This is a genomic window from Nocardioides sp., assembly GCF_035547795.1.
Taxonomy (GTDB): domain Bacteria; phylum Actinomycetota; class Actinomycetes; order Propionibacteriales; family Nocardioidaceae; genus Nocardioides.
Genome location: NZ_DASZUF010000024.1, coordinates 1 through 13,374 on the forward strand (window position 1 = coordinate 1; position 13,374 = coordinate 13,374).

13 protein-coding genes are annotated in these 13,374 nt (G+C 71.2%); 3 read left to right on the forward strand and 10 right to left on the reverse strand.

The window, feature by feature from the left end:
• The 5 genes from VHA72_RS02155 to VHA72_RS02175 all read right to left on the reverse strand — a co-directional run.
• Nucleotides 1-751, reverse strand: a 751-nt coding sequence (locus tag VHA72_RS02155; RefSeq protein ID WP_325572803.1) for an NAD(P)/FAD-dependent oxidoreductase, incomplete at its 3' end; no start/stop codon positions are given.
• Nucleotides 751-2,034 (reverse strand): ABC transporter permease, encoded by a 1,284-nt coding sequence (locus VHA72_RS02160; protein WP_325572804.1) that lies wholly within the window; start codon nucleotides 2,032-2,034, stop codon nucleotides 751-753. The genes VHA72_RS02155 and VHA72_RS02160, both read right to left, overlap by 1 nt.
• Complete coding sequence (locus tag VHA72_RS02165; RefSeq protein WP_325572805.1) at nucleotides 2,031-2,879, reverse strand: ABC transporter permease; 849 nt, start codon at nucleotides 2,877-2,879, stop codon at nucleotides 2,031-2,033. The genes VHA72_RS02160 and VHA72_RS02165 overlap by 4 nt, the downstream gene beginning before the upstream one ends.
• On the reverse strand, nucleotides 2,879-4,042 hold the full coding sequence (locus VHA72_RS02170; protein WP_325572806.1) for an ABC transporter ATP-binding protein: 1,164 nt from the start codon (nucleotides 4,040-4,042) through the stop codon (nucleotides 2,879-2,881). Before VHA72_RS02170 ends, VHA72_RS02165 begins: the two co-directional genes overlap by 1 nt.
• Nucleotides 4,026-5,216 (reverse strand): polyamine ABC transporter substrate-binding protein, encoded by a 1,191-nt coding sequence (locus VHA72_RS02175; RefSeq protein ID WP_325572807.1) that lies wholly within the window; start codon nucleotides 5,214-5,216, stop codon nucleotides 4,026-4,028. The genes VHA72_RS02170 and VHA72_RS02175 overlap by 17 nt, the downstream gene beginning before the upstream one ends.
• Nucleotides 5,217-5,413: 197 nt before the next feature.
• Here VHA72_RS02175 and VHA72_RS02180 point away from each other — a divergent pair, with 197 nt between their 5' ends.
• Nucleotides 5,414-5,887 (forward strand): Lrp/AsnC family transcriptional regulator, encoded by a 474-nt coding sequence (locus VHA72_RS02180; protein ID WP_325572808.1) that lies wholly within the window; start codon nucleotides 5,414-5,416, stop codon nucleotides 5,885-5,887.
• Entirely contained in the window at nucleotides 5,884-7,239 is a 1,356-nt protein-coding gene (locus tag VHA72_RS02185) for an NAD(P)/FAD-dependent oxidoreductase (protein WP_325572809.1), read from the forward strand. Before VHA72_RS02180 ends, VHA72_RS02185 begins: the two co-directional genes overlap by 4 nt.
• A gap of 110 nt (nucleotides 7,240-7,349) precedes the next feature.
• Here the strand turns inward: VHA72_RS02185 and VHA72_RS02190 are convergent, their stop codons facing one another.
• Nucleotides 7,350-8,768: a M1 family metallopeptidase gene (locus tag VHA72_RS02190; RefSeq protein ID WP_325572810.1), complete on the reverse strand. Its 1,419-nt coding sequence runs from the start codon at nucleotides 8,766-8,768 to the stop codon at nucleotides 7,350-7,352.
• Between the two features lie 75 nt (nucleotides 8,769-8,843).
• On the opposite strand from VHA72_RS02190, the gene VHA72_RS02195 reads away from it, so the two are divergent.
• Nucleotides 8,844-9,746 carry an LOG family protein gene (locus tag VHA72_RS02195; RefSeq protein ID WP_325572811.1) on the forward strand — a complete coding sequence of 301 codons (903 nt, stop codon included), beginning with the start codon at nucleotides 8,844-8,846 and terminating at the stop codon, nucleotides 9,744-9,746.
• On the opposite strand, the gene VHA72_RS02200 is transcribed toward VHA72_RS02195, so the two are convergent.
• From VHA72_RS02200 to VHA72_RS02215, 4 genes are all read right to left on the reverse strand, one after another.
• The gene (locus VHA72_RS02200) at nucleotides 9,736-10,920 is read right to left on the reverse strand and encodes a glycosyltransferase family 4 protein (RefSeq protein ID WP_325572812.1); all 1,185 of its coding nucleotides are present in this window, start codon (nucleotides 10,918-10,920) and stop codon (nucleotides 9,736-9,738) included. The two genes, VHA72_RS02195 and VHA72_RS02200, sit on opposite strands and share 11 nt — an antisense overlap.
• A 74-nt stretch (nucleotides 10,921-10,994) precedes the next feature.
• Nucleotides 10,995-11,777 (reverse strand): GNAT family N-acetyltransferase, encoded by a 783-nt coding sequence (locus tag VHA72_RS02205; RefSeq protein WP_325572813.1) that lies wholly within the window; start codon nucleotides 11,775-11,777, stop codon nucleotides 10,995-10,997.
• Nucleotides 11,778-11,944: 167 nt separating this feature from the next.
• Nucleotides 11,945-13,087 (reverse strand): dual-specificity RNA methyltransferase RlmN, encoded by a 1,143-nt coding sequence (gene rlmN / locus VHA72_RS02210; protein ID WP_325572814.1) that lies wholly within the window; start codon nucleotides 13,085-13,087, stop codon nucleotides 11,945-11,947.
• Nucleotides 13,088-13,090: 3 nt separating this feature from the next.
• On the reverse strand, nucleotides 13,091-13,374 hold a 284-nt coding region (locus VHA72_RS02215; RefSeq protein ID WP_325572815.1), incomplete at its 5' end, for a DUF3105 domain-containing protein.

Here is a 13,374-nt window from a genome sequence, read left to right on the forward strand (position 1 = left end):
TCCGGCGGCGGACGCGGCGCAGCAGCGGCCGGCGCGCGTTCGTGGCCAGCGCCACCCGCGCGGCCGCGACGCTGCCGCCGGGCGTGGTCACCTCCACGCCCGCCCCCGCCTCGCGCAGCCCGCTCCCCCAGGTGGACTCGAAGATCCGCACCCCCGCCGCCAGGCAGGCCGCGCGCAGGCCCCAGGCCAGCCGAGCGGGCTCGACCAGGCCGACGTGTCGCTCCAGCATCCCGGCCAGGACCATCGGGCTGGCCAGACCGAGCCGGCCCCGGTCGAACCACTCCACGGCCAGCCCGCGGGCGCGCATGGCGTCGTACTCCGCGCGCAGCTCGCGCAGCTCCGGCTCGGAGAGTGCCACGTCCATCTCGCCGCCGACGTGCCAGTCGCAGTCGATGCCGAGCCGCTCGATCGTCTCGCCGATCTCGGTGAGGTTGCGCAGCCCGAGCCGGTCCAGCTCGTCGATCTCCTCGGGCCAGCGCGCCAGACCGTTGCCGAACCCATGGGTCAGCGACGGGTGCACGAAGCCGCCGTTGCGACCGGAGGCGCCGTCGCCGCACCCCTCCCCCTCCAGGAGTACGACGTCGAGCCCCCGCTCCGCGGCCAGCAGCGCCGTCCACAGCCCGGTGTAGCCGCCGCCCACCACCGCCAGGTCGGCGCTGACCGCGTCGGCCAGCGCCGGCAGCCGTGCGGGGCGTGCGGGGTCGGCCAGCCAGTAGACCTCAGTCCTGGCGTCGCGGAGGGTGGGATGCATCAGGCCCGTCCCCTGGACCTGCTCCGGCCCACGATGTCGGCGGCGACCACCAGCACGATGGCCAGCACGAACATCAGCGTGCCGATCACGTTGACCTGCATCGGCAGGCCGCGCAGCGCCGCACCCCACACGAAGATCGGGAACGTCGTCACCGTGCCGGCGTTGAGGTTGGTGATGATGAAGTCGTCGAAGGAGAGGCTGAACGCCAGCAGCGACGCGGCCAGGATGCCGGGGAAGACCAGCGGCAGGGTCACCTTCCAGAACGTCTGGCGCTCGTCGGCGTACAGGTCCATCGCGGCCTGCTGGAGGGTGGAGTCCATGCCCGCCAGACGGGCCTTGACGGTGACCACGACGTAGGACAGGCAGAACATCACGTGCGCGATGATGATCGTGACGTGGCCGAGGTGGCCGCCCATCCGCAGCGCGACGAAGAACGCCAGCAGCGAGGATCCCATCACGATGTCGGGCGTCGCCATCGGCAGGAACAGCACCGTGTTGGTGGCGCTGCGGCCGGCGAACTGGTGGCGCATCAGCGCGAACGCCGCCAACGTGCCGAACAGGGTCGCGACCACCGTCGCCACCACACCGATCCACAGGCTGGTCACCACCGAGCCGCACATCTGTGCCGGGGCGCACATGTGGGTCCAGTTGGAGAAGCTGAAGCCGTACCACTGGTAGGTGGTGTGCTTGCCGACCTCGTGGTTGAAGCTCATCGCCGCGACCACGACGTTGGGAATGTAGAGGTAGGCCATCACCAGCAGGCCGATGAACAGCAGCAGGTTGGCCCGGATCCAGGCCAGCACGTTACGGCCCGGTGAGCGTCCGGCCAGCCAGACGTTGGCGGACGGCGTGGACATCAGGCCGAGCGAGGTCACGCTCGCGACCAGCCAGACCACTCCGATCGCGCCGGCCAGCGTCTGCCCGACGCTCAGCAGCCGGATGGTGACGACCAGCCCGATCACCACCGCCGCCGCACCCAGCCCGAAGAGCTGATCGCGTGCGCCGGTGTCGTCGCGCAGCGTCCTGCCGCCGGCGCGTACGCCGAGGACCGCGGCGGCCGCGAGCGCGAGCAGGACGAGCACGAACACGGCGAAGGCCGGCCCGGCGACGTTCAGGGACGTGTGCTCGACGTGGTAGCGCCGGATCGAGAGCCCGACCGCGGCGGCCACCAGGCCGATCGCGGCCAGCCCCGAGAGCACCCGGCCGAGCTGGACGCCGGCGACCAGGCTGACCGGCTTCTGCTCCTCGGCGGTCGCCGGCGAGGGGGTCCAGACGGCGCTCACAGCAGCTCCTCCGTTCCGGAGCGGCGGACGTAGTACAGCGTCATCACCAGGATCAGCGCCAGCAGGATCACCGACAGCGCACCCGCGGAGGCGTAGTCCTGGGTGGTGGTGAACAGGGACTGGATATCCGAGCCGATCACCCGGTCGTTGGTGCTGCCCAGCAGCTGGGCGTTGATGTAGTCGCCCATCGCCGGGATGAACGTCAGCAGCGTCGCGCTGACCACGCCGGGCATGGTCAGCGGCAGGGTGACCCGAGTGAAGGCCCGCAGCGGGCTGGCGTAGAGGTCGCCGGCCGCCTCGATCAGCCGCAGGTCCACCTTCTCGATGCTGGTGTAGAGCGGCAGGATCGCGAACGGCAGATAGTTGTAGGTCAGACCGGCGATCGCCGCCACCGGAGTGGCCAAGACGCGGCCGTCACCGGCGATCAGGTGCAGGTGCTGCAGCGCCTGCACCACCCAGCCGCGGTCGGCCAGGATCAGCTTCCAGGCATCGGTGCGGATCAGGAAGCTGGTGAAGAACGGCGCGATCACCATCACCAGCACGATGTTCTTCCACCGCCCGGTCTTGAACGCGATGGTGTAGGCGAGCGCGTAGCCGAGCACCAGGCAGAGCACGGTGGCGATCAGTGCCCACCAGAACGAGCGCCACAGGTGCGCGCCGTACGTCGTGATCACGTGGCCGAAGTTCTGCACGTGCCAGGTGACGTGGTAGCCGGTGAGCACCGACCCGTTCGGGTCGTAGAGGCTGGTGGCGACCAGCGACAGGAACGGGATCAGGAAGAACAGGACCAGCCAGATCCCGGCCGGCAGGAGGAGCCAGTACGGCAATAGCCGCCGGTTGCGCATCACTCCTCCTCGGGCGCGACGGTCCCGGCGGTGACGTCCTGGCTGGCGTCGAGCAGGAAGGCGAACTCCGGCCGCCACGAGAAGTCGACCCGGGTGCCGGGCGGCATCACGCCGCGGATGCCGGTGTTCTGCTCGAACGCGCTGATGGTCTGGCCCCAGGCGGTCTCGATCACGTACTGCGTGGAGACGCCGATGAAGCTGGCGTCGACGACGATGCCGCCGGTGAAGTGGTTGCCGGGGGCGTCGATCTGCTCCCCCGCCGGCGCCACCAACACCTTCTCCGGGCGGATGCCGACCCAGCCGGCGCCGCTGCTGACGTGGGCACGGTCCTCCGGAATGGAGACCACGGTGCCCTGCATGTCCACCTTGACCACCGGCTTGCCGGCGAGGGTGTCCTTGCCGACCACGGTCCCCTCGATCAGGTTGGACTGGCCGAGGAAGTTCGCCACGAAGGTCGTCTTCGGGTTGTCGTAGAGCTCGGCCGGGGAGCCCATCTGCTCGACCCGGCCGGCGTTCATCACCGCGATGGTGTCGGCCATCGTCATGGCCTCCTCCTGGTCGTGGGTGACGTGCACGAAGGTCAGGCCGACCTCGGTCTGGATGCCCTTGAGCTCCAGCTGCATGGAGCGGCGCAGCTTCAGGTCGAGCGCGCCCAGGGGCTCGTCGAGCAGAAGCACCTCGGGCTGGTTGATCAGCGCCCGAGCCAGCGCCACCCGCTGCTGCTGGCCGCCGGAGAGCTGGGCCGGCCGCTTGTCGCGCTGGCTGCCCAGCTCCACCAGGTCCAGCATGTCCGCGACCTGCTTGGCGGGGTCCTTGACGCCGCGCCGGCGCAGGCCGAAGGCGACGTTCTCGGCGATGCTCAGGTGGGGGAAGAGTGCGTAGTTCTGGAAGACGGTGTTGACCGGCCGGCGGTAGGGCTTCTCGTAGGTGATGTCGGCATCGCCGATCTCGATCCGGCCGGCGGTGGGCATGTCCAGGCCGGCGATCATCCGCAGGGTGGTGGTCTTGCCGCAGCCGGAGGGCCCCAGCAGCGCGAAGAAGCTGCCCCGCGGCACCACCAGGTCGAGCGGGTGAACGGCGGTGAAGCCGTTCGCGTAGGTCTTCTCGACCTCGGTCAGCCGCAGGTCCCGGCGGACCTGACTCGGCTCAGACGCCTGAGACATGGGAGAAGTCTCCTTCGTAGTCGCGGATCTGGGCCTCCGACAGCGCCATGAAGCCATGCGTCTGCTTGAGGTAGTCGTCGTTCGGCAGGATCAGGTTGGCCAGCTCGGGATGCTTGAGCACGTGCGGGTCGAGGTCCTTGATGTACGGCTCGATCCCCTGCACGGGGCTGACGTAGTAGTTGTAGTCGGCCAGCTTCGCGGCGTTCTCGGGCTCGTAGTACCAGTTCACCCATTCCTCGGCGATCGCCGTGTGGCTGGCCATGTTCGGGATGAGCATGTTGTCCGACCAGATCATCATCCCCTCCTCGGGGATGAGGAACTTCGAGTTCGGGTCGGCCGAGGCCGCCATGTCACCGGACCATGCGATGCAGGCGTAGGTGTTCCCGGCGGTGAGGTCGTCGGTGTACTCCTGGCCCGAGAAGGCCCGGATCTGCCCGCTGGCCTTGGCCTTCTCCAGGAAGTCGATCGCCTCGTGCCACTGCGCCGGGGTGAACCGCTCGGGGTCGTAGCCCAGGCCGAGCAGCACCAGCCCCATCGTGTCGCGCATCTCGGTCAGCACCGCCACCTTGCCGCGCAGGTCGGGGCGGGTGAGCAGCTCCTTGATGGTGCGCGGCGGGTTCGGCAGGAACTTGGCGTTGTAGCCGATGCCGGTGAAGCCGGCCTGCCACGGCGCGGAGTACTTGCGCTCGGGATCCCAGCTGGGGGCCTTGAGCGAGGAGATGATGTTCTGGTGCAGGTTGGGCACCTTCGCCGGGTCCATCGGCTGCAGCCAGCCCATCTGGATCATCCGCGCCGCCATCCAGTCGGTGAGGACGAACATGTCGCGGCCGGTCGGCGTACATGACCCGAGCTGGTTGACCACCTTGTTGAAGAAGATGACGTTGTCGGTGACGTCGGTGCGGTAGTTGACCCGCACCCCGAAGTGCTTCTCGAACGCCGTCAGCGTCGAGGTGTAGTGCTTGCCGTCGGTGTCGATGTACTCGGTCCAGGTGCTGATCGTGAACCGCTTGTCCGTCGCCGAGACGTCGCGGGCCCGGCACTGGAGCGGGTTCTGGTGCCGATCCGGCGTGGAGAACAGCGGGAGCACGCCGATGCCCACGCCCGCGAACGCCACGCCTCCGACGCCCTTCAGGACGGTACGACGGCTCAGTCCCCGCCGTGGTGTCTCGGCCACACGAACCCCCTCCTGCTCCGCTCGTGGGATGGACTGGATCGTGCCACGCGGATGGCTCGATGAACAAGCACCTCCGCAGAGAAGTAACGCTGTTGCAACGAACCCCGTCGTAGAGACGGCTCCTGGCGACTGATTCGCTCGTGAACCGCCCTTGTCGGTCGTTGCCATTCGGCGGGTACGACGGAACACTTGCGGCCATGACCCGCAAGCGCACCACCGACGCCCCGCTGTTGGACGAGAAGAGCAAGGCGATCATCGAGCAGCTCCAACAGGACGGTCGCCGCTCCTACGCCGCGATCGGCAAGGAGGTCGACCTCTCCGAGGCCGCGGTGCGGCAGCGGGTGCAGCGGCTCATCGACGGCGGGGTGATGCAGGTCGTGGCGGTCACCGACCCGCTCGAGCTCGGCTTCGCCCGGCAGGCGATGATCGGCATCCGCGTCGACGGCCCGATCGAGCCGGTGGCCGACGCGCTCGCCGAGCTCGACGCGGTCGACTACGTGGTGGTCACCGCCGGCACCTACGACCTGCTCGTGGAGGTCGTGGCGGTCAGCGACGAGGACCTGCTGGAGCTGATCTCGCAGCAGATCCGCACCGTGCCCGGCGTGGCCGGCACCGAGACCTTCATGTACCTCAAGCTGCACAAGCAGTCCTACGCCTGGGGCGTGCGTTGACCCCTCCCTCGCTGTGGCACGAGACCGCCGGCGCCTGGACGCCGCGGCCCCCGCTGCCGGGCGACGTCTCCTGCGACGTCGCGATCGTGGGCGCCGGCTTCACCGGGCTGTGGACCGCCTACTATCTGGCGCTCGCCCGGCCCGACCTGCGGATCGTGGTGCTGGAGGCGAAGACGGCCGGCTTCGGCGCCTCGGGCCGCAACGGCGGCTGGTGCTCGGCGCTCTTCCCCGCTTCGCTGGACACCCTCGCCGCGATGTCCTCGCGCTCGGCCGCGTTGGCACAGCATGCCGCGATGCGGGCCTCGGTGGACGAGGTGGTATCGGTCGCCACGGCGGAGGGCATCGGTGCCGACATCGCCAAGGGCGGCACCATCGTGCTCGCCCGCAGCGCGGCCCAGCTCGCCCGCGCCCGGGCAGAGGTCGAGAGCGCGGCGGGCTGGGGCCTCGACGGCCTCATCCTGCTCTCCCGTGAGGAGGCGCTCGCGCGGGTGCGGGCCAGCGGCGTGCTCGGGGCGACGTACACGCCCGACTGCGCGGCCCTGCACCCCGCCAAGCTGGTGCGTGGGCTGGCCACCGCCGTCGAGCGGTACGGCGTCGCGCTCCACGAGCTCACCCGGGTCACCGCGATCGAGCCGCACCGGGTCTCGACCGCGCACGGCATCGTCACTGCCGACGTCGTGGTCCGGGCGACCGAGGGCTACACCGCGGCGCTGCCGGGGTTCGGCCGGGCGCTGGCCCCGGTCTACTCGCTCATCGTCGCGACCGCGCCGCTGTCGGGGTCGCTGTGGGCCGAGATCGGGCTGGAGCGGCGCGAGACGTTCAGCGACCACCGGCACCTGATCGTCTACGGGCAGCGCACCGCCGACGACCGGCTGGTCTTCGGCGGGCGCGGGGCGCCGTACCCGTTCCGCTCGCGGGTCGACCCGCGACACGAACGCGACGAGCGGGTCTTCGCCCGACTCCGGGAGGCGGTCGTGGACCTCTTCCCGGCGCTGACCGGTGTCGCGTTCACGCACGCGTGGGGCGGCGCTCTCGGCGTGCCGCGGGACTGGTGCGCCTCGGTCGGGCTCGATCCGGAGAACGGGCTGGCCTGGGCCGGCGGCTACGTCGGGGACGGTGTCTCGACCACCAACCTCGCCGGTCGCACGCTCCGCGACCTGATCCTGGGCATCCCCTCGGAGTTGACCGCGCTGCCCTGGGTCGGACACCGCTCCCCCGCCTGGGAGCCCGAGCCGCTGCGTTGGCTGGGGGTCAACGCCGGGCTGCGCGCGATGACCCTCGCCGACACCGAGGAGCGACTCACCGGCCGGCCGTCCCTCATCGCCCGCGCCGTCTCCCCGCTCCTCGGTTGAGAGGTCAGTTTCGGCCCGTCGAGAGGTCAGCCGGGACATTGAACGCGCCAAAGGTGACCTCTGAACCCGCCGAAAGTGACTTCTCGACGGGGCCGTGGGGTGACCTCGACCTATTCGGCCGGGGCCAGGCCGTTGGCGGCGGTCATCGCGGGGCGGGTGCGGTGGTGCACCCACGCATTGAAGAAGCCCGCGAGGTGCTGGTGGGCGACCTTGGCGGCGTACTTCTCGAACTGCGCAGTGGTGCCGGTCTTGCCCGCCCGGGTGGCGGCCCAGCCGCGCAGGATCCGCCAGAACACCTTGTCACCGACGCGGGTACGCAGCGCCTGGAGGGCCATGGCGCCGCGCTCGTAGACGGCGGTGTCCCACAGGTGGGCCGCACCCGGGTCGTCGACCCGGGTGCGCCAGAAGCTGCCGGACAGCTGCGCATAGTCGTCCAGCAGATGCTCCTCGGCCGGCGGACCGCCGTGGGTCTCGGTCCAGTACCACTCCAGGAACGTCGCAAAGCCCTCGTTGAGCCAGACGTCGCGCCACTTCGCCAGCCGGACCGAGTCGCCGAACCACTGGTGCGCCAGTTCGTGCACCACCGTGACCGTCTGCTCGTCGTCGAGCATGGGGTAGGTCGGGCGGGTCTGGTTCTCCAGGGCGAAACCGGGGTCGAGCTTGGTGGTCAGGCCCCCGACGGTCTCGAACGGGTAGCGGCCCAGTCGCTGGGAGAGCCAGGAGACGATCGAGGGCGTCTTGCGCATCAGTCGCAGCGCGGAGTTGCGGTCGACGGTCGAGAGCTGGTCGGAGACCGCCACCAGCCAGGGCAGGCCGTGGCTGCGGCCCTTGCTGACGGTGAAGTGCCCGGCGGCGAAGAACGCCAGGTACGGCGCCATCGGATCGCGCGCCTTCCACCGGGTGGTCGCCAGGCCGGCATCGACGGTACGGCTGATCTGGCGGCCGTTGGCGATCACCTGGTCGTCGGCCGGCACGGTGATGCTGATGTCCATCTTCGCCGCGTCGGCCGGGGTGTCGTCTGCCGGGAACCACCAGGCCGCCATGTGCGGCTCGTTCATGGTGACGACCTCGTGCCTGTCCGCCAGCCAGTCGCACTCGCCCTGCCAGCACAGGTCGCCGGGGGCTCCGGCGTAGGTGACGGTGACCTTGAAGTCCTGACCCCGGCCGATCGGGCTGGGCGGCGTGATCCGCAGCTCGTGCGCGTCCGGCTTGCTGAACGCCGCGCTCTGCCCGTCGACGCTGACAGCGCTGACCGGCAGCAGCAGGTCGAGGTCGAAGACCGAGAGCGCCTGGGTCGCGGTGACCGTGAGCGTGGTGGTGCCGCTCAGCCGGCCGCTGGCGAAGTCGTAGGCGTCGGCGATCTTGTACCGCTGTACGTCGATGCCGCGGTTGCCGTCCTCGGGGAAGTAGGAGTCGTGACCGTCCGCGACCGGCACCCGGGCAGGAGCGGGGGCGGCCAGCGCGGGGGCGGCCACACCGGCCCCTACCAGCAGAGCCAGCGACGTCACGAGCACACCAGCAGATCTCACGGGGCAGAACCTACTGCCCGCCACCGACGACCCCGGGCAGGGGGCGGCGGCGCGCCGCCGGTCTAGCATCGCGCCGTGACTCGACGCCATGTCCGCCACCGGCCGGCCCCGGTGGCGGCGCCCACGCCACAGGCCCCCGTCGACCCCGACCGCACCCGGCTCTACGCGCCCGCCGACCTCTACGACGCCCCCGACTACGCCGACTCGCTCGACGCCCGGGCCTACGCCTGGTCCCGGCAGCCGCGCGACCACGACCGCGCCCGGGTCCGGGCGCTGCACGACTTCGCCATCGACGAGGCGCTCGACGCCTGGATCGAGGGTCGGCACATCGTCGGCGTGATGGGCGGGCACGACGCGGGCCGCGGCACGGTCCAGTACGCCGAAGCGGCCCGGCTGGGCCACGCCCTGAGCTCCACCCACGTGGTCGCCACCGGCGGCGGGCCCGGGGCGATGGAGGCGGCCAACCTCGGGGCGTGGCTGGCGTCGTACCCCCGGGAGACGGTGGCCGAGGCGTGCAGCCGCCTGGCCGCGGTGCCCGGATTCAAGCCCTCGATCCAGGACTGGTCGACGCTCGCGCTCGCCGTCCGGGAGCAGTACGCCGACCGGCCGCGGGCGACCTCGCTGGGGATCCCCACCTGGTTCTACGGGCACGAGCCGCCCAACGTGTTCTGCGACGCGATCGCGAAGTACTTCCGCAACGCCACTCGCGAGGCGATCCTGCTCGAGATCTGCGATGCCGGGATCGTCTTCCTGCCCGGCGCCGCCGGCACGGTGCAGGAGATCTTCCAGGACGCCTGCGAGAACTACTACGCCACTCCCGAGACGGTGGCGCCGATGATCCTGCTGGGCAGCCGTTACTGGACCGAGACCTTCCCGGCGTGGCCGCTGCTGCGGACCCTGGCCCGGGGCCGCGCGATGGAGGGTCACGTCCACCTCGTCGACGGCCTGGACGAGATCGACGCGCTGCTCAGGCGCTGAGCGGCCAGCGCGCCCGGCGCTCATCGATCACGGCCCGGTAGTGCTCCACCAACCGCGCGTTGATCGCCTGCCACGACCGGCCCTGCACCGCCATCCTGGCCGCCCGGCCCATGGTCCGCCGGAGTACGGCGTCGTCGGCCAGGTAGCCCACGCTGCGACACAGGTCCTCGCCGTCGCCGGGTCGGTAGAGCAGCCCGGTGATGCCGTCGTCGACGATGTCGACCGGACCACCGGAGCGCGGTGCCACCACCGGTACGCCGGAGGCGAGCGCCTCCTGTGCCGACTGGCAGAACGTCTCGTGCCGCCCGGTGTGGACGAACACGTCCAGCGAGGCGTAGGCGGCCCCGAGCTGGTCGCCGTGCAGGACGCCGAGGAAGTGGGCCCCGGGGAGCAGCCCGCGCAGACGCTGCTCCTCGGGGCCTCCGCCGACGAGGACCAGCGCGTAGCGGTCGTCGCGGGCCAGATGGGTCAACAGGCCGAGCTCCTTCTCGGCGGCCAGGCGGCCGACGTACCCGACGACGACCTGGCCTTGCGGCGCGACCATGCCACGCAGCTCGTGGTCGACCCGAGAGGGGTGGAACGTCTCGACGTCCACGCCGCGCGGCCACAGCGCCGTGCGCGGGACGCCGAGCTTGTCGAGCTGGGTGAGGCTGGCCGTGCTCGGGGCCAGGGTGAGGTCGACACCGAGGTGGATGCGACGGGTCAGCGCCGCCATCGCCCGGGCACCGCCGGTCAGGCCGAACCGCTGCTCGTAGCGCTCGGCGAACCCGACCAGGTCGGTCTGGTAGATCGCCACGCTGGGGATGCCTTCCTCGCGGGCCACCCGGGCGGCCTGGTAGCCGAGCGTCGCGGGCGAGGCGATGTGGACCACGTCGGGACGGAAGCGTTGCATCACCCCGCGCAGCCGGCGGCGCGTCTCGAGCCCGATCCGGAAGTCCTTGTAGAACCACAGGTTGGCGCCGCGGGCTCGGGTGACCGCGAAGCCGGCGTACGTCGAAGGTCCGGTGGGCGCCACCAGCTCCGCCTGGTGCCCCTCGGCGGACAGGTGCTCCAGCACGCGCCGTACCGAGTTGGTGACGCCGTTGACCTGGGGCAGGAAGGACTCGCTGACCACCAGCACGCGAAGCCGGTCCGGCCGGTCGGTGGTGGCCCGGGGAAGCTCGATCACCGTCATGTCTCGACGGTGACGGGGCCGTCCGACCGGTGGCCGAGGCCCAGGTGGCCGCGCGGTGAATGTCGCGTGAGCGGTTACGCGACAGGCAGCCGGTAGCTGCGCTCCTCGCCGTACGCCTGGAAGCCGGCGCGGCGCAGGATCGGGCCGCTGGTGGCCACCCGGCCCTTGACCAGCGCCATGGTGGCGCCGCGCTCGACGGCGAGGTCGAGCCGCGCCTGCAGCATGGCCCGGTAGACGCCGCGTCCGCGCGCGGCGGGCACGACCGCACCGCCCCACAGCCGGGCGGTCCACCCCACGACGGTGACCCCGGCGGTTCCGACCGGCCGGGAGTCGAGGTAGGCGACCAGGGAGGTGCCGACGCCGGCGTCGAGGTCGGCTGCGTTGAGCCGGGCGAGCTCTCGTGCGGTCGCCTCGTCCGGGATCGCGCCCTCCCCGAACGCTTCCAGGGCGACCCCGGCGCCGTCCAGCACGGTCCGGACGTTGAGTTGCCACCACAGCTCGATGCCGTCCGGGGCGTCGAGCAGCGGGCCGGGACCGGTCAAGTCCGCGGCCAGCACGTCGACGGTCTCGTACGGCGTCGCACCTCGACTGAGCAGGAGCTCCTCCAGGCCGGTGGGCGCGGCCAGCATCACCGGGACCGTCACCCGGTTGGCGCCCCAGACCCGGGTCTGCTCGGCCGCGACTGCGAGGACCCGCTCGGGGTCGGCGGCGGGGTCGATGCGGACCAGGCTCGGCGGCTGGCCGAAGTGCTCGGGCCACCGCACCAGCAGGAGGTCGTCGTCCTCCACGATCTCCGCGTCCGGCGGGTACCACACCCAGGCCGCCGTCTCGGAGGCGACGAGCTCGGCGGGGATCATCGGGCGATGATATGGCAGCTCGGCTTGGCTCGGCTTGGCTCGGCTTGGCTCGGCTTGGCTCGGCCTCCCCAAAGTGTCACGGTGACAGTTCGCGCCGAGGGTGACACTTCACAACTGTCACTCCATGCCCAAAGTGTCACGGTGACACTTTGGGAAGGCGGCCCGCGTCAGCCCTCGACGGCGGCGAGCTGGCCGCAGGCTCCGTCGATCTCGCGGCCACGAGTGTCGCGGACCGTCGTCGGCACGCCACGTGCCTCCAGCCGACGGACGAACTCGCGCTCGTCGGCCGGGTCGCTGGCCGTCCACTTCGACCCCGGCGTGGGGTTGAGCGGGATCAGGTTGACGTGCACCCAGCCGTGCCCGCGCTCGCGCAGCACGTCGGCGAGCAGGTCGGCCCGCCAGGCCTGATCGTTGATGTCGCGCATCATGGCGTACTCGATCGAGACCCGCCGGCCGGTCTTGGCGAAGTACTCGTACGCCGCGTCCACGGTCTCGGCGACCGAGAACCGGGTGTTGATCGGGACCAGCTCGTTGCGCAGCTCGTCGTCGGGCGCGTGCAGCGACAGTGCGAGGGTGACCGGGATGCCCTCGGTGGCCAGCTGCTTGATCCGTGGGACCAGACCGACCGTGGAGACGGTGATGCCGCGGGCGCTCATGCCCAGCCCCTCGGGCGCGGGCGCGGTGAGGCGTCGTACCGCCGCGACCACCGCCTTGTAGTTGGCCAGCGGCTCCCCCATGCCCATGAAGACGACGTTGGAGACGCGGGCCGGGCCGCCGGGCACCTCGCCGCGGTGCAGCGCGCGGGCGCCCGCTACGACCTGCTCGACGATCTCGGCGGTCGACATGTTGCGCTGCAGGCCGCCCTGGCCGGTGGCGCAGAACGGGCAGGCCATCCCGCAGCCGGCCTGGCTCGAGACGCACATCGTGACCCGGTCGGGGTAACGCATCAGCACCGACTCGACCAGCGCGCCGTCGAAGAGCCGCCACAGCGTCTTGCGGGTGGTGCCGCGGTCCGCCTCGAGCGTGCGCACCGGGGTGAGCAGGGCCGGCAGCATGCCCGCGACCAGCTGTGCCCGCTGGGCGGCGGGCAGGTCGGTCATCTCGGCAGGGTCGTCGACCAGGCGGCCGAAGTAGTGAGTGGAGAGCTGGCGGGCCCGGAACCGGGGCAGGCCGAGCTCCTCGACGACCACCACCCGCTCGTCGGGCGCGAGGTCGGCGAGGTGACGGGGCGGCTTGCCCCGCCCGCGCGGCGCCTCGAACACCAGCGGCAGCGAGCGTGCGCCGGTGGCCGCGTCGGCGGCATCGGCCATCGGCTACATGCCCTGGCCGTTCACGGTGCCGGACGGGTTGGCGAACTTGCTCCCGTACTTCACCGGCTGGCCACCGGTCTGCACCGGGATCCCGTCCGCCGCCGAGCCGTACTCGGGGGTGTACTTCTTCGAGTGCCGGAACGTGTCCACGAACTGCTGCATCCGGGAGGTGTCGACGCTGTCGAGGCGCAGCTGGTAGCCCCACGAGCTCAGCACGACCTTGCTGGGCAGCTTGCCGAGGCTGTCGTCCCACGGCGCGAGGTCGATGAAGCGGTTGGAGTTGTTGC